Origin of the sequence: Bradyrhizobium sp. CCBAU 21365 (assembly GCF_015291305.1) — a bacterium.
GTDB lineage: Bacteria > Pseudomonadota > Alphaproteobacteria > Rhizobiales > Xanthobacteraceae > Bradyrhizobium > Bradyrhizobium elkanii.
The window spans coordinates 7,637,296-7,657,068 of record NZ_CP030036.1 but is presented as its reverse complement, the minus strand read 5'-3'; the positions used below and the strand labels follow the sequence as shown (position 1 = coordinate 7,657,068).

The 19,773-nt window shown below is 64.2% G+C and carries 19 protein-coding genes; 12 read left to right on the top strand and 7 right to left on the bottom strand.

Annotated elements, in window-relative coordinates; all coding sequences use genetic code 11:
• The first annotated feature begins 33 nt into the window (after positions 1–33).
• Together XI02_RS35930 and XI02_RS35925 are read left to right on the top strand one after the other, a co-directional pair.
• Positions 34–1,158, top strand: a complete 1,125-nt coding sequence (locus XI02_RS35930) for a methionine ABC transporter ATP-binding protein (RefSeq protein WP_172647012.1) — start codon at positions 34–36, stop codon at positions 1,156–1,158.
• A complete protein-coding gene (locus tag XI02_RS35925; protein WP_038382360.1) occupies positions 1,148–1,813 on the top strand; it encodes a methionine ABC transporter permease in 666 nt (221 codons plus the stop codon). Before XI02_RS35930 ends, XI02_RS35925 begins: the two co-directional genes overlap by 11 nt.
• A 13-nt stretch (positions 1,814–1,826) precedes the next feature.
• On the opposite strand, the gene XI02_RS35920 is transcribed toward XI02_RS35925, so the two are convergent.
• Positions 1,827–2,777 (bottom strand): aliphatic sulfonate ABC transporter substrate-binding protein, encoded by a 951-nt coding sequence (locus XI02_RS35920; protein WP_370143888.1) that lies wholly within the window; start codon positions 2,775–2,777, stop codon positions 1,827–1,829.
• 384 nt (positions 2,778–3,161) lie between these two features.
• Here XI02_RS35920 and XI02_RS35915 point away from each other — a divergent pair, with 384 nt between their 5' ends.
• Positions 3,162–3,944 (top strand): MetQ/NlpA family ABC transporter substrate-binding protein, encoded by a 783-nt coding sequence (locus XI02_RS35915; protein WP_172647013.1) that lies wholly within the window; start codon positions 3,162–3,164, stop codon positions 3,942–3,944.
• A gap of 28 nt (positions 3,945–3,972) precedes the next feature.
• A complete protein-coding gene (locus tag XI02_RS35910; protein ID WP_172649078.1) occupies positions 3,973–4,749 on the top strand; it encodes a MetQ/NlpA family ABC transporter substrate-binding protein in 777 nt (258 codons plus the stop codon).
• Positions 4,750–4,790: 41 nt separating this feature from the next.
• On the opposite strand, the gene XI02_RS35905 is transcribed toward XI02_RS35910, so the two are convergent.
• Positions 4,791–6,191, bottom strand: coding sequence for an LLM class flavin-dependent oxidoreductase (locus XI02_RS35905; protein WP_172647014.1), 1,401 nt, complete (start codon positions 6,189–6,191; stop codon positions 4,791–4,793).
• A gap of 417 nt (positions 6,192–6,608) precedes the next feature.
• Between XI02_RS35905 and XI02_RS35900 the strand changes: the two genes are divergently transcribed.
• The 3 genes from XI02_RS35900 (at position 6,609) to XI02_RS35890 (ending at position 10,171) form a co-directional block, all read left to right on the top strand.
• Positions 6,609–7,934 (top strand): O-acetylhomoserine aminocarboxypropyltransferase/cysteine synthase family protein, encoded by a 1,326-nt coding sequence (locus tag XI02_RS35900; RefSeq protein ID WP_172647015.1) that lies wholly within the window; start codon positions 6,609–6,611, stop codon positions 7,932–7,934.
• Positions 7,935–7,967: 33 nt separating this feature from the next.
• Positions 7,968–8,765, top strand: a complete 798-nt coding sequence (locus XI02_RS35895) for a MetQ/NlpA family ABC transporter substrate-binding protein (RefSeq protein ID WP_172647016.1) — start codon at positions 7,968–7,970, stop codon at positions 8,763–8,765.
• 749 nt (positions 8,766–9,514) lie between these two features.
• Positions 9,515–10,171 (top strand): TetR/AcrR family transcriptional regulator, encoded by a 657-nt coding sequence (locus XI02_RS35890; protein ID WP_018273444.1) that lies wholly within the window; start codon positions 9,515–9,517, stop codon positions 10,169–10,171.
• A gap of 8 nt (positions 10,172–10,179) precedes the next feature.
• Here XI02_RS35890 and paaZ read toward each other — a convergent pair whose 3' ends face one another.
• The gene (paaZ, locus tag XI02_RS35885) at positions 10,180–12,207 is read right to left on the bottom strand and encodes a phenylacetic acid degradation bifunctional protein PaaZ (protein ID WP_172647017.1); all 2,028 of its coding nucleotides are present in this window, start codon (positions 12,205–12,207) and stop codon (positions 10,180–10,182) included.
• A gap of 117 nt (positions 12,208–12,324) precedes the next feature.
• Entirely contained in the window at positions 12,325–13,122 is a 798-nt protein-coding gene (paaG, locus tag XI02_RS35880) for a 2-(1,2-epoxy-1,2-dihydrophenyl)acetyl-CoA isomerase PaaG (RefSeq protein ID WP_172647018.1), read from the bottom strand.
• Positions 13,123–13,566: 444 nt separating this feature from the next.
• Between paaG and XI02_RS35875 the strand changes: the two genes are divergently transcribed.
• Together XI02_RS35875 and XI02_RS35870 are read left to right on the top strand one after the other, a co-directional pair.
• Positions 13,567–13,749 carry a helix-turn-helix domain-containing protein gene (locus tag XI02_RS35875; RefSeq protein WP_016845189.1) on the top strand — a complete coding sequence of 61 codons (183 nt, stop codon included), beginning with the start codon at positions 13,567–13,569 and terminating at the stop codon, positions 13,747–13,749.
• Positions 13,750–14,106: 357 nt separating this feature from the next.
• Complete coding sequence (locus tag XI02_RS35870; RefSeq protein ID WP_016845188.1) at positions 14,107–15,225, top strand: branched-chain amino acid ABC transporter substrate-binding protein; 1,119 nt, start codon at positions 14,107–14,109, stop codon at positions 15,223–15,225.
• Positions 15,226–15,379: 154 nt separating this feature from the next.
• Here XI02_RS35870 and XI02_RS35865 read toward each other — a convergent pair whose 3' ends face one another.
• Together XI02_RS35865 and XI02_RS35860 are read right to left on the bottom strand one after the other, a co-directional pair.
• On the bottom strand, positions 15,380–15,784 hold the full coding sequence (locus XI02_RS35865) for a GFA family protein (RefSeq protein WP_172647019.1): 405 nt from the start codon (positions 15,782–15,784) through the stop codon (positions 15,380–15,382).
• A gap of 50 nt (positions 15,785–15,834) precedes the next feature.
• Positions 15,835–16,413, bottom strand: a complete 579-nt coding sequence (locus tag XI02_RS35860; protein WP_018273440.1) for a TetR/AcrR family transcriptional regulator — start codon at positions 16,411–16,413, stop codon at positions 15,835–15,837.
• An 80-nt stretch (positions 16,414–16,493) separates the two neighbouring features.
• Between XI02_RS35860 and XI02_RS35855 the strand changes: the two genes are divergently transcribed.
• Positions 16,494–16,808, top strand: a complete 315-nt coding sequence (locus XI02_RS35855; RefSeq protein WP_016845184.1) for a hypothetical protein — start codon at positions 16,494–16,496, stop codon at positions 16,806–16,808.
• A 27-nt stretch (positions 16,809–16,835) separates the two neighbouring features.
• Here XI02_RS35855 and XI02_RS45595 read toward each other — a convergent pair whose 3' ends face one another.
• Positions 16,836–17,084 carry a hypothetical protein gene (locus XI02_RS45595; protein WP_244981032.1) on the bottom strand — a complete coding sequence of 83 codons (249 nt, stop codon included), beginning with the start codon at positions 17,082–17,084 and terminating at the stop codon, positions 16,836–16,838.
• A 791-nt stretch (positions 17,085–17,875) separates the two neighbouring features.
• Here XI02_RS45595 and XI02_RS35845 point away from each other — a divergent pair.
• Both XI02_RS35845 and XI02_RS35840 read left to right on the top strand, forming a co-directional pair.
• Positions 17,876–18,922: an aldo/keto reductase gene (locus tag XI02_RS35845; protein WP_172647020.1), complete on the top strand. Its 1,047-nt coding sequence runs from the start codon at positions 17,876–17,878 to the stop codon at positions 18,920–18,922.
• Positions 18,919–19,773 (top strand): amidohydrolase, encoded by an 855-nt coding sequence (locus tag XI02_RS35840; RefSeq protein ID WP_016845180.1) that lies wholly within the window; start codon positions 18,919–18,921, stop codon positions 19,771–19,773. Before XI02_RS35845 ends, XI02_RS35840 begins: the two co-directional genes overlap by 4 nt.

The window sequence follows — 19,773 nt, the reverse complement described above, 5'->3', positions numbered from 1 at the left end:
CGACCGAAGCCATTTCGCAATTGGACCGACCGAATGAATGTACATCAATCCCTGACGACGGCGCAGCCTGTTGCGCCGCTGCCACCCATTCCGCTCGCATCAAGCGCCGGCGATGCCATGATCCGCTTCGAGGCGGTCTCGAAGGTCTACCCGGCCTATCGTGACAAGCCGAGCGTCCATGCCTTGCAGGCGATCGACTTCGCGATTCCGCGCGGCTCGATCACCGGCGTGATCGGCCGCTCCGGCGCCGGCAAATCGAGCCTCGTCCGCCTCATCAACGGGCTTGAGAAACCGTCGAGCGGCCGCGTCGTCGTCGATAACAGCGAGATCTCGGCGCTTGCCGGCCGCGAGTTGCGCCTGGCGCAGCGTTCGATCGGCATGATCTTCCAGCACTTCAACCTGTTGTCGTCGCGGACGGCGGCGGACAATATTGCCTTGCCGCTCGAGATCGCCGGCTGGTCCAGGGCTGACATTGCCGTCCGTGTGGCCGAGCTGCTCGAGCTCGTCGGCATTGCCGACAAGTACGATCGCTATCCGTCCGAATTGTCCGGCGGCCAGAAACAGCGCATCGGCATCGCCCGTGCGCTAGCGACACGGCCGAATGTGCTGCTGTCCGACGAGGCGACGTCGGCGCTCGATCCGCAGACTACGCGCGCGATTCTGGACCTGCTGGCCAACATCAATCGCGAGCTCGGGGTCACGATCGTGCTGATCACCCACGAGATGTCGGTTGTCCGCCAGCTCGCCAAGGAGGTTGCGGTGATCGACGGCGGCCATGTCGTCGAGCGAGGTCATGTCGCGGAGATCTTCACGCATCCCCGGCATCCGGTCACGCAGGCGTTCCTTTCCGAGGTGATCGGGGACAGTGTTCCGGTCTCGCTGGCGAGCCGCCTTTCGCCGCAACCGGTTGCAGGCGGGCAGGCGGTCCTTCGCGTCCAGGTGCGCGGCACCGAAGCCGGCGACACCGTGGTGGCGCGGCTTTCGCGCGAGTTGTCCCATGACGTGGCGCTGCTGTCGGCACGCATCGATGAGATCGGCGGCCAGCACGTGGGTTCGCTGATCCTCGGCATTCCCGGCGGTGAAGCCGCGGCCAGCCGGGCCCTGGCCTATCTTTCTCAGCATGACATTCTGGTGGAGCGTCTCGGCTATGTCGCGTGAACTCATCAACCTGATCGTTCAGGCCACCGGCGAGAGCCTCTTCATGGTCTCGGTGGCCGCGCTGGTTGCGACCGCGCTGGGCCTTCCGCTTGGCGTCTTCCTGGCGACCAGCCGGAAAGGCGAGCTGTTCGCCGCACCGTCAGCCAATGGCGTGCTCGGCGTCATCGTCAATGCGGCCCGCTCGACGCCGTTCATCATCCTGGTGGTTGCGATCATTCCTTTCACGCGGCTGATTGCCGGCACCTCGATCGGATCGGGCGCGGCAATTGTGCCGCTCACCATCGCGGCGACGCCGTTCATCGCCCGTCTGGTCGAGGCGGCGATCCGCGAGGTCGATGCCGGTCTGATCGAGACGGCGTCCTCGTTCGGTGCGAGCCCGCTGCAGATTGTGTTCAAGGTGCTGATCCCGGAGGCCTTGCCGGGGCTGGTGCTGGCCCTGACGCTCGCGGTGGTCAGCCTGCTCGGCTACTCCGCAATGGTCGGGGCCGTCGGAGGCGGCGGCCTCGGCGACCTCGGCATTCGCTACGGCTATCAGCGCTTCATGCCCGAAATGATGTTGGCGGTCGTCGTCGTTTTGATCGCGCTGGTTCAGACCGTGCAGACCGCCGGCGACTACCTGGCGCGCCGCGTCAATCGCCGCCTGCGTCATCGCTAAAGAGGCAGCGCCGTCACGATCCCTTCGGCGCCCAGATCTTGACGTCGCCGGTATCGACCTTGCGTGGCAGCAGACCTTCGGCCGTGAAGGTATCGGCGATCCGCTGCTGCTCGGAAAGGCCGGCCGCGCTGACCACGCCGACCTTGTAGGAGCGGTGGCTGTTGGCCTCCTCCACCGTGGCGGCGTCGATGCCCCACAGGCCGGCGAGCAGAGCCGCGGCCTCGTTCGGGTTGGCTTTGACCCAGGTGCCGGTTTCGACCAGCCTGGCAAAGATGGCATTCAGTGCATCGGCCCGCTTTTCGGCGAACGCGGCCGACGCGAGATAGTAGCGCTTGTAGCTTGCGAGCCCGCCGCTGCCGTCGGTCAGGATGCGCGCGCCGGACTGGCGTTGCGCGCTGCTGAGGAACGGATCCCAGGCGACCCAGGCATCGACATTGCCGCTGACGAACGCCGCGCGGCCATCGGCCGGCGTCAGATAGGCCGGCGTGATGTCCTTGAAGGACAGTCCGGCCTTGGCAAGTACCGCAAGCAGCAGGAAGTGGCTGCCCGCGCCCTTGGTGACCGCGACCTTCTTGCCCTTGAGATCGGCCGGCGACCTGATCGCGGACTCCTTCGGCACCAGGATCGCCTGCGCCGATGGAGAAGCAGCTTCCTCGGCGACGTAAGCGAGCTTGGCGCCGGCGGCCTGGGCGAAGATCGGCACGGTATCGGCGACGTCGGCCCCGAAATCGATGCTGCCGACATTGATGGCCTCGAGCAGCGGCAGGCCGCTGGTGAACTCATGCCATGACACGGTGATGCCGAGCGGCGCCAACGCCTTCTCCAGCGCGCCGTTGGTTTTCAGGATCGCGGTCAGCGTCGACGATTTCTGGTAGCCGATCCGCATTTCTTCGGCGGCCGCAGGCCGAATCAGCGAGGTCATCGCAAGCAGCCCGATGGCGGCGACAGCAAGACGGCGCGACATCGCAACCGCCGATGATGCGGCCTGTGCTGGCGAGACGGGGCGGGCAAAGATGGGCATGGCAAGTCGTCCTGAGCCGGTTCGATCTGTTGCCATTTGTGTGCAATCGGAGCACCGGAGGCAATCGCGGAGAAATCGTCCGAACGAGTGCAATTTTCTCTGCAAGCGAAGTCCGCGAGAATAGTATTTTTGGCGCGCGCGGTGCGGCCGGCATCAGCAGATAAGCCGCTCGCTGCGCCAAAGTGCCCAGCCGGCTCCATTCTCTTTTCATCGCGGCCACAGCAGCGGCGACTCGTCATGCGGAAAAATTTGGATTCTCATTTCATTGATTTCGTCCCCGGAGCGGGCGATGAGCTTGATAACGATTTCAGTTCCATGGAGACCGGGATGTTGCTTCGATCCATTTTCGCACTTGCAGGCGTTGTTGCGATCTGGTCGCCCGCCGCCGCGGCAGAAACGATCAAGATCGGCGTGACGCCCGGCCCGCATGCACAAATCCTCGAGGCCGTGAAACCGATCGCGGCGAAGAGCGGGCTCGAGCTTCAGCTCATCGAGTTCTCCGACTATGTCGTTCCGAACGCCGCGCTCGACGCCGGCGACATCCAGGCCAACTCGTTTCAGAATCAGCCCTATCTGGACAACCAGAAAGCCGATCGCGGCTACAAGATCGAGCAGGTGGGACTGACGGTTAATTTCCCGATCGGTGTCTATTCGCGCAAGCACAAGAGCTGGGCCGATGTTCCTGACGGAGCCAAGGTCTCAATTCCCAATGATCCGACCAATGGCGGCCGGGCGCTGCTCCTGCTGCGCGACAAGGGCGCGATCAAGCTGAAGAGCGACGTCGGCTTCAAGCCGACTGTTGTCGACATCACCGAAAATCCCAGGAAGCTGAAATTCGTCGAGGTCGACGCAGCCCAGGCGCCCCGGGCGCTCGACGATGTCGATGCGGCGGTCATCAACACCAACTATGCGACGCAGGCCGGTCTCGATCCGGTCAAGGATCCGATCCTGCGCGAGGATCCGAAGGGACCATACGTCAATCTGATTGCGGTTCGCTCCGCCGACAAGGACAAGCCGTGGGTCAAGATCCTGGTCGATAGCTACCACACGCCGGAGATCAAGGAATTCGTCCAGACCAAGTTCAAGGGCGCGGTGCTGCCCGGCTGGTAGTTGCCGATCCAATCGCTGAGGGAAGATGATGCGTATTCTGATGACGGCGGTTGCCGCGGTAACGCTGTTGGTCGGCACCGCGAGGGCCGAGACGGTCCGGGTCGGCGTCACGGCCGGACCACACGCCGAGATCCTCGAAGTCGTCAAGAAGGTGGCCGCGGGCCATGGGTTCGACATCAAGGTGGTCGAATTCACGGACTACGTGATCCCGAACCAGGCGCTCGCGCTCGGGGATCTCGAGGCCAATTCGTTCCAGCACGAGCCTTATTTGAAGAACCAGATATCGAAGACCGGCTGGAAGATCGTCAAGGTCGCCAACACGATTGCGTCGCCGCAGGGTGTCTACTCGTTGAAGTACAAGAAGCTGGCCGATCTTCCGGATGGCGCTCGGGTGGCGATCGCCAACGATCCTTCCAATGGCGCGCGCGGCCTGATGATCCTCGCGCTGCACGGCGTGATCAAGCTCAAGGATTCTAACAACGTCGCGACGAGCATTGCCGACATCGCTGACAATCCGAAGCATCTGCGCTTCGTCGAGCTTGATGCCGCGCAGCTGCCGCGTTCCCTGCAAGATGTCGACCTGGTCTCGATCAACAACAATTATGCGGTTCAGGCCGGGCTCAATCCCGCCATCGATGCAATTGCCCGCGAGGCGGCCGATGGCCCGTGGGTCAACATCATTGCCGTGCGCGAGGCGGACAAGGACAAGCCCTGGGTCAAGCAGCTGATCGATGCCTACCATTCCGAGGAGGTCAAGGCATTCCTCGAGAAGCGCTTCAAGGGCACCTACATCGCAACCTGGTGAGGGGCGTTGATCGCCCATCGCCAGGAGGTTTCCAGGCTGATCTATTCAGCGGCCTCGGTGCGCGCCGCCGCCGAAGCGCGGCGGAAGCCGGCGCCGGGATGCGTGGCGTCAAGATAGGGACCGCGTCCAGGGAACAGCTTCTCGCGGAGCGTGCCTTCGCGATAGGCTGTCTTGTAGACTCCGCGTGACTGCAATTCCGGCACGACGAGGTCGACGAATGACGTCAGCGATTCCGGCGCGACGAGGCGGAACAGGTTGAAGCCGTCGACGTCGGTTTCGTCGACCCAGGCGATCAGCTCGTCCGCCACGTCCTGGGGTGAGCCGACCACGAATGGCGAGCGTGCGCCGACCCGGCTCAGCGTCGCGAGATCACTGACCTTGACCGGCCGGTCGCTCCGCAACGTGAAATTCTCGACCATCGACTGGATCGCGTTGCTCTCGACATACTGCACCGCCTGATCGGGACGATAGTTCGAGAAATCGATGCCGGTCCAGCCCGAGAGCAGGGCCAGCTGGCCGGCTTGATCGACATACCCTGCGTACTCCTCGAGCAGATCGTTCGCCTCCGCGCGTGTCGGGGCGACGATTACGGTCGCGCCGGCGAACAGGCGGATATCATAGGGATCGCGTCCGAGCGCCTTGGCCGCCTCCCTGATCTCGCGTACGGCGCGGGCCAGAATGGGCTTGGTCTGGCCGTTGAGGAAGATCGCCTCCGCGTGCCTCGCCGCGAAGGCGCGGCCGCGCTTCGAGGTTCCCGCCTGATACAGCAACGGTGTGCGCTGTGGCGAGGGTTCGGCGAGGTGGATGCCGTCGACCTGGTAATGAAGTCCCTGGTGCCGCACATTGTGGATCCTTGCCGGATCAGTGAACACGCGCGCTGTCCGGTCACGGCGGACCGCACCGTCCTCCCAACTGCCTTCCCATAGCTTGTAGCTTGCGGTGAGGAATTCCTCGGCCGCCTCGTAGCGTTCATCATGCGCGCGGTTGGCCTCAAGACCCATTCCGCGGGCGCCGCTATCGAGATAGCCGGTGACGATGTTCCAGCCGATCCGTCCGCGAGTGAGATGATCGAGCGTCGAGAAGCGGCGCGCGAACTGATAGGGATGTTCGTAGGTGAGGTTGGACGTGATGCCGAAGCTGAGATGCTTCGTTGCGTAAGCCATGGCGGAGACGAGCAGGGTCGGCTCGGCGTTCGGCAACTGAACGGCGTGGCGCAGCGCGGTCTCGGGACTGCCGCCGTAGACGTCATAGATGCCAAAGACGTCGGCCAGGAAGATGCCGTCGAGCAGGCCGCGTTCGGCCGTTCTGGCGTAGTCCACCCAATAGTCGAGCGAGTTGTAGTTAAGTGAAGTGTCGCGCGGATGCGACCAGGGGCCGGCCCAGTTGTGGCTCGGCGCCATCATGTTGAACGCGTTGAAGCGAAGTTCCTTTGGTCTGGTCATCGCGCGATTCCGCCAATTGAGGACTGAGGGGTGATTTATCACGTCAGCTGCGCGGCTTTATTTTCTATTCGGAGAAACAGGATCAAAATCGTGCTCCGTCTCCGACCCGGCGGAGCAGAGATTCGTTTGTTCGACTTCGTCGTGCTGTTCGAACTGACGGTATGCACGACATTGCGCACTGATTTGCAGGTGCGATCAGCAAATGACTCATCAGCTCCACTGATCCTTTCAACGCGACGGCGCAGTGAAACAAATGTTACGCGATCGGCGCAGCGGCTGAAAAATTAGCGACGCCATCAGACGCGGCGCCAGCACGCCCATCGCTATTTTCTCCGATGTCTCGACAGTCGCGGACGCTGCTGCGCATCATTCTTTGCCTATTGATGCTGGGTCCACGGATTTCAGGAGATTTTCGAGATGCCGATCGAAACCAAGAATGTCGAAACGCTCGCCTTGCACGGCGGATCGTACCGGTCCGACTCGGCGACTGGCGCCGTCGCCGTTCCGATCTACCAAACGACGTCCTTTCAATTCGAGAATACCGATCACGCATCGCGGCTGTTCGCCCTTGAGGCGATCGGACAGATCTACACCAGGATCAAGAGCCCGACGGCTGACGCGTTCGAGGAGCGCTTGGCTGCGCTGGAAGGCGGCGTTGGCGCGCTGGCCGTGGCGTCGGGCCAGTCGGCGACGGCCTACGCGATCTTCAACATCGCGCAAGCGGGGGACAACATTGTCTCATCGACCGATCTGTACGGCGGCACCTGCACGCTGCTGTCGCAGACGCTGAAGCAGTTCGGTATCGAGGTTCGCTTCGTCGATCCGGCCGATCCGGAGAACTTCCGCCGTGCGACCGATGCAAAGACCCGCGCCTACTTCGCCGAGACGCTACCGAACCCCAAGCTCAATGTATTCCCGATCAGGGAAGTCGCGGATATCGGCCGTTCCCTCGGCGTGCCGCTGATTCTCGATAATACCGCCGTCCCGCTCATTGCGCGCCCGTTCGAGCACGGCGCGGCGATCGTCGTCTATTCCGCGACAAAGTATATCGGCGGCCACGGCACGTCGATCGGCGGAGCGATCATCGATGGCGGCAACTTCGACTGGGCGGCGCACGCCGAGCGCTTCCCGCTGCTAACGCAGCCGGACGATGCCTATCATGGCGCGATCTGGACCGAGGCAGCCAAGCCGCTGGGGCCGATCGCCTACATCCTGCGCGCACGCGTGAAGCTGCTGCGCGATCTCGGTGCCGCGGTCGCTCCCCAGAACGCATTTCAGTTCATCCAGGGACTCGAGACCTTGCCGCTGCGGTTGCGTCAGCACAACGAGAACGCGATCAAGGTCGCAAACTTCCTGGCACGGCATCCCGCCGTTTCGCATGTGATCTTTCCCGGACTGCAGAGCGGGGAGGACCGGCGCCGCGCCGATCTCTATCTGAAGGGCGGCTATGGCGGGCTGGTCGGCTTCGAGCTGAAAGGAGGCGTCGAGGCCGGCCGTCGGTTCATCGATGCGCTGAAACTGTTTTATCACGTTGCCAACATCGGCGATGCGCGCTCGCTGGCGATCCACCCGGCATCGACCACCCATCAGCAGCTGAGCGCCGCAGAGCAGCTCGCGGCAGGCGTGACGCCCGGCTACATCAGGCTTTCGGTCGGCATCGAGCATCCGGACGACATTCTCGCCGACCTCACCCAGGCATTTGCCGAGGCTGAGGCGGGAAGCAGCGGCCGCAAGGCGGCCTGATCGATCCCTGATGACGGAGTTGAAACCGAGACCATGAAGACATTTTTGCGCCTGGCGCAGGCAGCTGGCGTGCTGCTTGCCATGACTGCGGCCGCCGTTGCGGACGAACCTCTCAAGATCGCGACCAGCGCCGGCCCGGTCGGTCAGCTGGCTGCCTTTGCCGCCAAGCTCGCCAGGGACAAGGGGCAGGACGTCAAGATCGTCGAGCTGTCGGACTGGGTCGCGTTGAACGAGGTGGTGAACAGCGGCGACGTCGACGCCAATCTGTTCCAGCACGCCACCTATCTCGCGATCCAGAACAAGCAGCGCGGTTTCAACCTGATCCAGGTCGACAAGGTCAGCGTGATCGCGCCCGTCGGGCTGTTCTCGAAGAAGATCAAGTCGCTCGACGAGATCAAGTCCGGCGACAGCGTTGCGATCCCGAACGAGCCGCTCAACGGCGCGCGTGGCTTGATCCTGCTCGAACGCGCCGGACTGATCAAGCTGGCGCCGGGCAAGGGTTTTTCGGTGAGCCGGTTTGATATCATCGAAAATCCCAAGAACCTGAAGGTCGTCGAGCTCGATCCGGCGCAGACCTACCGGTCGCTCGATGACGTCACGCTTGCGCTCGTCAATATCACCTATCTGATACCGGCCGGCGGTGATCCAAAATCGGCGCTGGTGATCGACCGCACGGTCGATGACGGTCTCGTGCTGCGCTTTACCGCGCGGCCGGACAAGAAGGACGATCCGCGCCTGAAGGCCTTCATCCAGGTCTTCAACTCGCCGGAGGTCAAGCACTTCATCGAGGAGAAGCTGCCGGCGTTCATTCCGGCCGGCTTCGGCAGCTAGAGCGTTGTCGAGCGAGGTGGACACCGGCTCGCGCGAAGAGAGCGCGTCAGAGCAAAAGGCTGGAGTTTCGGTTCTGATTTCATCTGAACCGAAGCTCTAGACGCGCGCGAGGGATGCGAGCCGCCGCTCCTCCTCCTCGGCGCGAGCCGACCGAGCGGGAGCTGCCATGCTATCGCTCTGTGCGTGATCCGGCCGCGCGACATGCGGCGTGGGCAGACTGACGTCAGCGTGGCGATGGATCACATCTGCCGCGGTCTCGATTGGGCATGCGTCGAGGCAACCAGCAAATCAGCCGTGAGGACCAAACAGAAAGAGTTCGTGCATGTCCTTGCCGTCCGGGTTGGCAGCGCGGGCCAACCGCCGCTGCCATCTCTTCAGCCGGCGGGCCGCGCGACGAAGGACGTGGAGCCAAGAGGATGTCCGCACCCAGAGCCTCCTTCGCATTCCGAGCCGTTCGACGAACGATAACACGCCCCTGTTCGGGACGCGCGCGAAACTCGGCGGCGCCACGAAGTTTGCAATCAGACGCGCATGGCGAGGCGTTTTGCAGCAGAGAGATGCTCTCGCGACGCGGCGCCAGGAAAATTCATTCCGGGCAATGTTGCCCGATCGCCGGGCTTATGGAATTGTCCGACCGGATGGTCAATAAATAGCGGTTCGGAGGCGGAGCTGTGGTCCCGGAACCTTGCGACTGTTGACGGACATCCCTGGACGATGGCCGAACGGCCGCCTGGTGGAACGGACAAGACATGGCCCGATCGCGCGCCAAAGACTATGACGACAAGCGCCTCTCGATGCTGCATCGCTCGGCCGAGCTGTTTGCCGCATCGGGATATGTCGGCACGTCGATGAACACCATCGCCGACGCCTGCGGTGTCTCGAAGGCGCTGCTCTATCACTATTATCCCGACAAGGAAGCGATCCTGTTCGATATCCTGTCGTCGCATCTCGCGAAGCTCGTGGCGGCGGTCCGCAAGGCGAGCGCACAGGCCGGCGATCCGGTCGCACGCTTCGGGACGATCGTTGCGACCTTGCTCGAGCTCTACCGGCATGCCGACGCCGAGCATCAGGTCCAGATCTCAAGCCTCAAGCTGTTGCCGAAGGACAAGCAGCAGCCGCTGCTCGCAAACGAGCGGATCCTGGTCGGGATCATGTCGGATGCGCTCGCCGCCGCGGTGCCGGCGGCGAAGCAGAAGCGCGTGCTCAAGCCGCTGACGATGAGCGTCTTCGGCATGCTGAACTGGCATTACATGTGGTTTCGCGAGGGCGGGCCGATGACCCGCGCCGAATATGCCGGTTTCGTCGCGCAGCTCGTGCTGGCCGGCGCCGACGATGCCGCCGCCGCCACCCGGCCGCGCGGCAAGGCGAAATCGGCCGGCCGCAGCCGGCAGACCGCGTTGCTCTGACGCACCCCTTAACCCCGCATCGCGTTCATGGTCAGCAGCTCGTAGGTCGCCGCGGTTTCGCCGGTACCGGTCGTGATCTCGACGTCCCAGCGTACCTCGCCATATTGCTTGTTGCGCGGCATCTTCTCCTTCGCGGTCAGCCGCACCTGGATCTGTTCGCCGGGCTGGACGGGTTTGACGAAGCGCAGCGAGTCGAGGCCGTAATTCGCCAGCACCGGCCCGTAGTCGGGATCGACGAACAGGCCGGCGGCAAACGACAGCAGCAGGTAGCCATGCGCGACACGGCCCGGGAAGAATGGATGCCCCTTGGTCGCTTCCTCGTCCATATGGGCGTAGAAAGTGTCGCCCGTGAAATGCGCGAAGTGCTCGATGTCGTCGAGCGTGATCTGCCGCGACTTCGAGACCAGCGTGCGGCCGATCTCGAGATCGTCATAGTGATAGCGGAACGGGTGCAGATCGCCTTCGAGCATCGGGCTGCCCTTGAACCAGCGGCCGGTGACGCCGCTCAGCATCGCCGGCGAGCCCTGCAAGGCGGTGCGCTGCATGTAGTGCTGGAGGCTGCGGACGCCGCCCAGTTCCTCGCCGCCGCCGGCCCGGCCGGGGCCGCCATGAACCATCTGCGGCATCGGCGAACCGTGTCCGGTGTGCTCGCTCGCGCAGTCGCGGTCGATGATCGCGACGCGGCCGTGAAAACTGCCGATGCCAAATGCCAGCTCGGTCGCAGCCGGGACGTCGTGCGTGTAGATGGATGCGACGAGGCTGCCGCCGCCGCGATTGGTCAGCGCGATGGCCTGATCCAGATCGTCATAGCCCATCACGGTGCTGACAGGGCCGAACGCCTCGATCTCGTGGACTGCGGTTGCGGCGAGCGGCTTCGCGCAATGCAGCAGCAGCGGCGGAACGAAGGCGCCGCGCTTCGCGTCGGCATCGAGCAGCGCGAAGTTGCCGGGGTCGCCGGCCACCAGTTCGGCTTCGGCGCGAAGCTTCGCGACATGGGCAATCACGTCGCTGCGCTGGCCGAGCCCGACCAGCGGCCCCATCCTGACCTTGTCGTTTTCGGGATTGCCGATCGTGACCTTGGCCAGACGGTCGCGCAGCGCCGTGATCACGGCGTCGAGCTGCGCCGACGGCACCAGCGCGCGGCGGATCGCGGTGCATTTCTGCCCCGCCTTGACCGTCATCTCCTTCGCCACTTCCTTGACGAAGAGGTCGAACTCCGGGCTGCCCGGTACGGCGTCTGGAGCGAGGATTGCGGCGTTCAGCGAATCCCGTTCGGCGATGAACCTGACCGCCTCGCGCGCGATGACAGGATGCCGCTGCAGCTTTTGCGACGTGTCGGCCGAGCCTGTGAAGGACACCACGTCCTGGCAGGTTAGATGGTCCAACAGGTCGCCGGTCGATCCGACGATGAATTGCAGCGCGCCGTCGGGCAGCACGCCGGATTCGATGATGATCCGGACCAGCTCGTAAGCGACATAGGAGGTGACCGTCGCGGGCTTGGTCACGACGGGCACGCCGGCCAGCAGCGCGGGCGCCAGCTTCTCCAGCATGCCCCAGCACGGGAAGTTGAACGCGTTGATGTGCACGGCGACGCCGTGCAGCGGCGTCACGATATGCTGACCGGCGAATGCGCCACCCTTGGACAGCCCCTCGACATTGCCGTCGAGCAGGAATTTGCTGTTCGGAAGCTCGCGGCGTCCCTTGCCGGCATAGGCGAACAACGTGCCGATACCGCCGTCGACGTCGATGACGGCGTCAGTGCGGGTTGCGCCGGCATGGAACGACAGTTTGTAGAGCCGGTCCTTGTGCTGGGTCAGATAGTCGGCGAGCGCCTTCAGCAAGCCTGCGCGCTGGTGGAACGTCAGTTTTCCAAGATGCTTGCCGCCGACCGCGCGGCCATAGGCGAGGATCTCGCGCATGTCGAGATCGCTTCCGGTCGTGACCGCCACCACATCGCCGGTGACGGCACTGTGAATCTCGGCTGCCGGTTCGCCCGGGCCGGACCATTTTCCGCGCACGAAGCTGTCGAGCTTCATGACGTTGTCCGCCGTCCGTGCACCGCTGGATTGAGGCTGTGTCATCGCAATAGGACCTTCTGACTTGTGATCAATGATGGGTCTCGCCTTGGCGGCGGAATGTTCAATCGGAAACGTTCAATCCTTGGCCCGTCCGACAAAGCGCGGGGCGCGCCTTTCGAGAAAGGCGGTGACGCCTTCGGCATAGTCCGCCGACCGGCCGGCACGGCCCTGCAACTCGCGCTCGAGATCGAGCTGCGCGTCGAGCGTGTTGGTCTCGGAGGCATCGAGCGCCTGCTTGATCAGCGCAAGACCATCGGTCGGCTGTGTCGCGAGCGAGGCGGCGAGGGCGTGGCCCTCGGCCATCAGGTCGGAATCCTCGACCACCTTCCAGATCATGCCCCATGTCTCCGCCCGCTCGGCGGAGATCGGCTCGGCGAGCCTGGCCAGTGCGCGCGCTCGCGCGCCGCCGACGAGCCGCGGCAGCAACCAGGTGCCGCCGGTGTCAGGGACGAGGCCAAGCTTGGCGAAGGCCTGGATGAACTTGGCCGACCGCGCGGCGATCACGATATCGCAAGCAAGGGCCAGGTTCGCGCCGGCACCCGCGGCGACGCCGTTGACGGCGCACACGACCGGCATCGGAATGCCGCGCAGCTTGCGCACCAGCGGATTGTAGAATTTTTCGATCGGTGCGGAGAGGTCCGGCGTTTCGCCCGGCGTGAACACGCCGTCCGAAAGATCCTGCCCGGCGCAGAATCCGCGTCCGGTTCCGGTCAGGATCAGCGCGCGGCAGGACTTGTCCTGCTCCGCCGCGATCAGCGCAGCCATCAGTGCGGCGTGCAGATCGGCGCTGAAGGAATTCAGGCGATCGGGCCTGTTGAGCGTCAGGACGCGATATCCGGCGCGGATATCGGTCAACACTAAATCGCTGACCATGATGACCTCCCGTTGCGGCTTCTGGCGGCCGAAGGTTGCGCGACGTGCGTTTGGATTACTATTGACCGTCCGGTCAGTCAATTATAATCCACGCGACGGCATGGATGACGACGCCGGGCAACATCGAGCGAGCACGATCTCGGTCTCGGTCGCGAATTCAGGCCCGACAAGAGTGTCAGGATGATCCGGCGCGCATCGCGTGTCTGCAGCAAAAGTTCCGACGCGTAAGCACGGTCCCGTGTATTCGAGCGGTGTGATGCTGCCACAAATCGGCCCGCATATCACCGGCGACCTCCCGCCGCCATGAGGATCAGCCGATGACGATGCAGTCGCCGGATATGACCGGGTTTCGGTTCTCGACCGCGGATTTCGGCGAGCGCGACCGCTTGCCGATCTTTCGCGAGGGCGGATGAGCGAAAGCGTCGTTCGACATTCTCGGAATTCGTGCTCGGCCAGCGCCTGGCGCGTGCGCATCATTTGCTGAACGACCCGCGCCACAGCGGCAGCACCATCGGTACGATCGCATTCGAAGTCGGGTTCGGCGATCTGTCCTACTTCAACCGCACCTTCCGCCGGCATTACGGCGTGACGCCGTCGGATATCCGCGCGGTGCCGCGGCGCTCCTGACCGAACATCGCAATTTCCCTGGCAGAGCGGCAGGTCGTTGCCTGCGGTCTGCCGCAACCCGGCACGCGCCGATCATCCGCCGGCGACGCGTCGCAAACAGCGCTCTCCGCCAGCCTGTGTGCTGTCGCGCACACAACATCGCCGCCAATCACGTCCGCTGCGGCGATTTCAGACGTCAATGCACGACAACGTGTTTCACATTGTTGCCCGATGTCGCATATCTCCAATCCCCCGTCGCCCCAGTCCGAGCCTGCCAATCGTCTCGCGCTTAAAAGGCAGCCCCCGGGAATCGTTGCAATCGATGGATTAGTCGACTGCGATGCATTGAGGCGACTTGAGACCATCGAGGAGAATGTGATGAAGTCTGCACTTCGAGGATATTTTCTTGCGCTTGGCGCGAGCCTGGCCTTGTCCGGCGCCGCCATGGCACAGGATATCAGTGTTGCCGTGGTCGGGCCGATGACCGGCTCCGAGGCGAGCTTCGGCCAGCAGTTCAAGAACGGTGCTGATCTCGCGATCGCCGACATCAATGCGGCGGGCGGCGTGCTTGGCAAGAAGCTGAAGCTGGAGGTCGGCGACGATGCCTGCGATCCGAAGCAGGCGGTGTCGGTTGCCGAGAAGATGGCAGGCGCGAGGATTCCATTCGTCGTTGGGCATTTCTGCTCATCGACCTCGATCCCTGCGTCGGACGCCTATGCCGAGGGCAATGTGCTGCAGATCACGCCGGGCTCGACCAATCCGCAATTCACCGAGCGCGGGTTGTGGAACACGTTCCGTGTCTGCGGCCGGGATGACCAGCAGGGCACGGTTGCGGCCGCCTACATTATCAAGAACTACAACACCAAGAACGTCGCGATCATCCACGACAAGACGACCTACGGCAAAGGCCTTGCCGACGAAACGAAGAAGGCCATCAACGCCGCGGGCGTGAAGGAAAAGCTTTATGAGGCCTACACCAAGGGCGACAAGGATTTTGCCGCGCTGGTATCCCGCTTCAAGAAGGAGTCGATCGATTTCGTCTATGTCGGCGGCTATTATGCCGAGGCAGCGTTGATCCTGCGCCAGATGCGCGAGCAGGGCGTCAATGCGGTGCTGATGGGCGGCGACGCCCTGGTCGACAAGCAGTTCGCCGCGATCGCAGGTCCGCTTGCTGAAGGCTCGCTGTTCACCTTCTCGCCCGACCCGCGCAAGAAGGCGACCGCGGCCGCGACGTTGAAGAAGTTCAAGGACAAGGGCATCGATCCCGACGGCTACACGCTCTACAGCTATGCAGCGTTCCAGATCTGGAGCCAGGCCGCAGCCCGTGCCCAAACCACGGACGCCAAGAAGGTCGCGGCGGCCATCAAGGCCGGAAGCTGGGATACCGTGCTCGGCAAGATCAGCTACACGCCGAAGGGTGACATCACCCTGATCGACTACGTCGTGTATCGCCGCGACAAGGACGGCAACTACGCCGAATTGCCGGCCGGTCAATGATCGCCAGAGCGTTTTCGAGCGAAGCGGGTACCGGTTCGCGTGAAGAAAGCACGTCAAAGCAAAATCGAGAGCCTCCGTTCCGATGCAACCGGAACGAAGGCGACCCTGGCCAGGCTGAATCGTTTCCCGCTGCGCCCGTGACCGGCGCATCCGGTCACACGTTCCGGGCAAAGCGCGCAGCGCCGGGGATCGGCGTGAGCCATGCGGCGGCGCGATCGGTATAGATCTCGGCTTGCGGCTGCAGTCCCTCCATGCTGTCGAGCGTGCCGGCTTTCACCACGACCTTGCCGGGCATCAATGCGGTTTTCGCAAGCAAAGGGGACCCGCAGCGCCCGCAGAAATGACGATGGACCGGATGGCCGCTGTCGCCCTTGTCGACGAACACCACCGTCTCGCCCGACTGCTGGTAGTCGGCTTCGCGGATCACGAGGTTGAACGAAAACAGGCTGCCGCTTTGCCGCTGGCAATGTGTGCAATGACAAACTCCGATGCTCCGCGGTTCGCTCTTGAGCGTGTAACGCACCGCGCCGCACAGGCAGCCGCCGTTCCGTTCCTGCATGCTGGTTTCTCCCATACGATGACGCCGTCGCCGGGAACAGGGACGCCGCCTCAGGCGTCGCCAATCACGGCATCGATGAATGTGGTGGCCGATTCCCTCAACTGCTTGCGGCTGTATCCGGCGCGCTCCATCACGGCGAGCCCGCGCGTGAACGTCACGATGACGCGCGCCAGCCGATTTGCATCGGCCGGGCTGCGCCTGTTCGGGGCCGCGCTGATGGCCTTGCCGACCAGCTGCTCGAGGCGGGTGAGCACGTCCTGCACGCGCTGACGCACATCCGCGCTCGAAATGGCGGCGTCCAGCGCGGTGCGCGTCGTCAGGCAGCCCCGCTGCGGCGTGCCGTCCGTCATGTTGACGATGATCATCTCAAAGAAGCTCCTCAGCCTCGCCGAGGTGTCGCCATGCGCGAGCGCGCTGCCGGCCGCGTCCAGGAATTGCGCGGCATACTGATCGAAGGCGCGCAGGAAGATCGCTTCCTTGTCGCCATAGGCGTTGTAGAGGCTGCCGCGCTGGACGCCGGTCGCGGCCGCGAGGTCCTGCATGGTCGCATCGTGCAGGCCCTTGCGCCAGAACACGTCGAGCGCGGTTGCGATCATCTCGTCCTCGTCGAACTGACGCACGCCCACCATTCGATCTACTCCATCGGATCATTCTTGACACAATCGTCAATATTGACAATGATGTCAAGAATGAACCCGAGGAGATCCGGATGATTACCGCTGTCACGACGTTCAAGCTGCCGAAGCCGATCACGCGCGAGGAAGCCCGCAGCATCTTCCTGAGCACCGCGCCGATCTATCGCGGCATTGAGGGGCTGTTCCGAAAAACCTATGTGCTGTCCGAGGACGGGCTGACGGCCGGCGGCATCTATTTCTGGAGCTCGAGGGTGGAGGCGGAAGCGCTGTACACCGATGCGTGGCGCGCCCGCGCCCGGGAGAAATATGGCGCCGATCCGATCGTGACCTATTTCGAGAGTCCCGTGGTGGTCGACAACCTTGCCCAGCAGATTGTCGCCGACGATTAGCAACGATGCAGTGGTGGCGGATGCGCATTACAGCGCATTGAGCGCCTTGCGCGACGGAGCGAGCGGCAGCCATTCCGGAATCTGCCGCCTGGCGAGCCAGTACGGCCGCCAGATCGCGCGCCAGGTCGGCCGGTCGAGAGGCGCGGTGCCCCACCTGCGTTGCTCGATCTCCATCCGCAACAGGTCGTGGCTATGCAGCCATTGGCGCGCTGCCCACCAGACCTCGCGCGGCATCTCGGCGTTCCGGATACCGGTGAGCTCGGCGATACCAGGCAAAGGACCCTCAAAACGCGCCGCAACTCTCAGAGTGGCGACCCGTTGCCCGCTCCGCCTGACGCTCCACAGCCGCGAGCGATGGTTCGCGATCTGCCGGCGAAACAGCTCGTCATCGGGCAGTCCCGTGATCGGAGCGGTGAACGCTTCCGGCGGCAACCTTCGCAGCCACAGCGGAATGCCCGCCGCGGCCGCGGCGTCCGAGAGCGAGCGGCCGTCGATGACGCATGCGCGTGCGCGCGCTGAAGCTCCCGGCTCGCGGGACCGCCAGCGCGAACAGCAGCGCAGGAAAGCTCGCGGCAAGGTCCGCAAGACGCGTGTGCCGCATGGCCAGCGCGCGGACCTTCCCCTGAACGTGCGGATGATACCTCCGCAGCTGACGTTCGAGCAGCACGGAGCGTGTGGCCTCCCGACGAGAGACCACCAGAAGCGTCGAGGTCATGACAAAAGTTCCGCAAGCGCGGAGCCGAAGGCGCGCGGCAGATTCGATTGCGTGTGGGTGTTGCGATTTCACCCGGGATCCGATCCCGGGACGCGCGTCAAATATCGCGCGGCGAACCCGGGAAGCGCACAGACCTGAACATCGTCGCCTCCTGCGTTGAAGTTACGGAGCGCTCCCATAGCCTATTTCCCGCCGCCAGGCAACGTGAAGCTGGGCATTGCATTTTAGCGATGTGGTGCGCGCGCGATGAGAGACCTCACTGCGGCATCGGCCGCCCAAGGTCTCTTCACGATCCCGGTCAACGACGCTAGTCTGATCAGGGGCTAACAAGAAACGTAGGCGGGAGGCGACAATGACCCAGCAACAACCCTCCGATCCAGGCTCCCCGGCACTGCCACGCCGCAGGCTCGGCTGCACCGGGCTCGATGTCTCCATTGTCGGCTTCGGCACCGCGCCGCTCGGCGACCTGTTCGCACGGCTCGACGACACTGCTGCGATCGCAGCAGTGGAGCGGGCGTTTGCGCTGGGCGTCAACCTGCTGGATTCTTCGCCGCTCTACGGCCATGGCCTCGCCGAACACCGCAGCGGCACCGCGCTGCGCCGCGTGGCGCGCGACGACGTCGTCGTCTGCACCAAGGTCGGGCGCTGGATGGACCCGTTCCATGGCCGCGGCGACGGCTCCAATTTCGCCGGCGGCGCGCCGCATCGCGCGGTGTTCGACTATTCCTATGACGGCACCATGCGCTCGGTGGAGCAGTCGCTGCTGCGGCTCGGCACCGATCGCATCGACCTGCTTCTGATCCACGACGTCGACGTCTGGACCCACGGAGCTGACGCGATCGAGGCGCGGTTTCGCGAGGCGATGGAGGGCGCCTATGTCGCGCTCGACAAGTTGCGTTCCGAGCGCGTGGTCAGGGGCATCGGGATCGGCGTCAACGAGGCCGAGATGTGCGTGCGCTTCACCAAGGCCGGAACGTTCGACACCATGCTGCTTGCCGGCCGCTACTCGCTGCTCGAGCAACCCGCGCTCGCCGAATTCCTGCCGCTGGCGCAAGCCCAGGGCATCGGCATGATGCTCGGTGGCGTCTTCAACTCCGGCATCCTGGCGACCGGTGCGATTGCCGGCGCCAAGTACAATTACAAGGACGCGCCGCCCGACGTGATGCGGAAGGTGGCGGCGATCGATCGCGTCTGCCGCGCCCACAACGTGGCGCTGCCGACCGCCGCGCTGCACTTCGCGCTCGGCCATCCGGCGGTGGCAAGCCTCGTGCTCGGCGCGCAGACGCCGCAGGAGGTCGAGCGCAACGTCGCCGCGTTGTCGTCGCCCGTGCCTGCCGCGCTGTGGCGCGACCTGAAGGCAGAGGGGCTGCTCGACCAGCACGCGCCGGTGCCGGCATGATTCGGATCGACGCCCATCACCATGTCTGGACCCTGGCGCGCGCCGATTACGGTTGGCTGACGCCCGAACGCGGGCCGATCTACCGCGACTTCGGCCTGGCCGATCTGGCGCCGCATCTCGCCGCGGCCGGGATCGAAGGCACCATCCTGGTGCAGGCTGCACCGACCGAAGCGGAGACCGCATTTCTGCTTGATATCGCAAAAGGCGCCGAGCAGGTGCGCGGCGTGGTCGGCTGGATCGACTTCGATGCCGCCGACGCCGCGGCGCGGATCGATGCGATCGCCGGGCGCGAACTCCTGGTCGGTCTGCGGCCGATGGTGCAGGACATCGCCGATGACGACTGGCTGCTGCGCCCCGAACTGGCGGCGCCGCTCGAGGCCATGGCGCGGCATGACCTCGTCTTCGACGCGCTGGTGCTGCCGCGCCATCTGCAGCGGCTCATTCAGGTGGTCGATCGCCATCCGGACCTGCAATTCGTGCTCGACCATTTCGGCAAGCCGCACCTTGCGACCGGCGACATCGCGACCTGGAAGGACGACATCGCAAGCCTCGCCACACGATCCAACGTCGTCTGCAAACTCTCGGGCCTTGCGACCGAGGCGGCGCCGAACTGGCAGGTTGCCGATCTCAGCGAGGCCGTGGATCATGCACTGGCATGTTTCGGGCCGCAGCGGATGCTGTGGGGCAGCGACTGGCCCGTCGTCAATCTCGCCGGCGGCTATGGGCACTGGTTCGCGGCGGCGGAGACCTTGCTGGCTGATTTGTCAAGTGACGCGAGGGCTGCGATTTTCGGCGGCAATGCGGCGCGCATCTATTTGTCAAGCTGCGGACGGCCAACATCCCGGAAATAG

Excerpts from the sequence above, each read along its gene's own strand:
- XI02_RS35930 (WP_172647012.1), top strand. The coding sequence starts at position 34 with ATGAATGTACATCAATCCCTGACGACGGCGCAGCCTGTTGCGCCGCTG.
- XI02_RS35925 (WP_038382360.1), top strand. The coding sequence starts at position 1,148 with ATGTCGCGTGAACTCATCAACCTGATCGTTCAGGCCACCGGCGAGAGC.
- XI02_RS35920 (WP_370143888.1), bottom strand. The coding sequence starts at position 2,777 with ATGTCGCGCCGTCTTGCTGTCGCCGCCATCGGGCTGCTTGCGATGACC.
- XI02_RS35915 (WP_172647013.1), top strand. The coding sequence starts at position 3,162 with ATGTTGCTTCGATCCATTTTCGCACTTGCAGGCGTTGTTGCGATCTGG.
- XI02_RS35910 (WP_172649078.1), top strand. The coding sequence starts at position 3,973 with ATGCGTATTCTGATGACGGCGGTTGCCGCGGTAACGCTGTTGGTCGGC.
- XI02_RS35905 (WP_172647014.1), bottom strand. The coding sequence starts at position 6,191 with ATGACCAGACCAAAGGAACTTCGCTTCAACGCGTTCAACATGATGGCG.
- XI02_RS35900 (WP_172647015.1), top strand. The coding sequence starts at position 6,609 with ATGCCGATCGAAACCAAGAATGTCGAAACGCTCGCCTTGCACGGCGGA.
- XI02_RS35895 (WP_172647016.1), top strand. The coding sequence starts at position 7,968 with ATGAAGACATTTTTGCGCCTGGCGCAGGCAGCTGGCGTGCTGCTTGCC.
- XI02_RS35890 (WP_018273444.1), top strand. The coding sequence starts at position 9,515 with ATGGCCCGATCGCGCGCCAAAGACTATGACGACAAGCGCCTCTCGATG.
- paaZ (WP_172647017.1), bottom strand. The coding sequence starts at position 12,207 with ATGAAGCTCGACAGCTTCGTGCGCGGAAAATGGTCCGGCCCGGGCGAA.
- paaG (WP_172647018.1), bottom strand. The coding sequence starts at position 13,122 with ATGGTCAGCGATTTAGTGTTGACCGATATCCGCGCCGGATATCGCGTC.
- XI02_RS35870 (WP_016845188.1), top strand. The coding sequence starts at position 14,107 with ATGAAGTCTGCACTTCGAGGATATTTTCTTGCGCTTGGCGCGAGCCTG.
- XI02_RS35865 (WP_172647019.1), bottom strand. The coding sequence starts at position 15,784 with ATGCAGGAACGGAACGGCGGCTGCCTGTGCGGCGCGGTGCGTTACACG.
- XI02_RS35860 (WP_018273440.1), bottom strand. The coding sequence starts at position 16,413 with ATGGTGGGCGTGCGTCAGTTCGACGAGGACGAGATGATCGCAACCGCG.
- XI02_RS35855 (WP_016845184.1), top strand. The coding sequence starts at position 16,494 with ATGATTACCGCTGTCACGACGTTCAAGCTGCCGAAGCCGATCACGCGC.
- XI02_RS35845 (WP_172647020.1), top strand. The coding sequence starts at position 17,876 with ATGACCCAGCAACAACCCTCCGATCCAGGCTCCCCGGCACTGCCACGC.
- XI02_RS35840 (WP_016845180.1), top strand. The coding sequence starts at position 18,919 with ATGATTCGGATCGACGCCCATCACCATGTCTGGACCCTGGCGCGCGCC.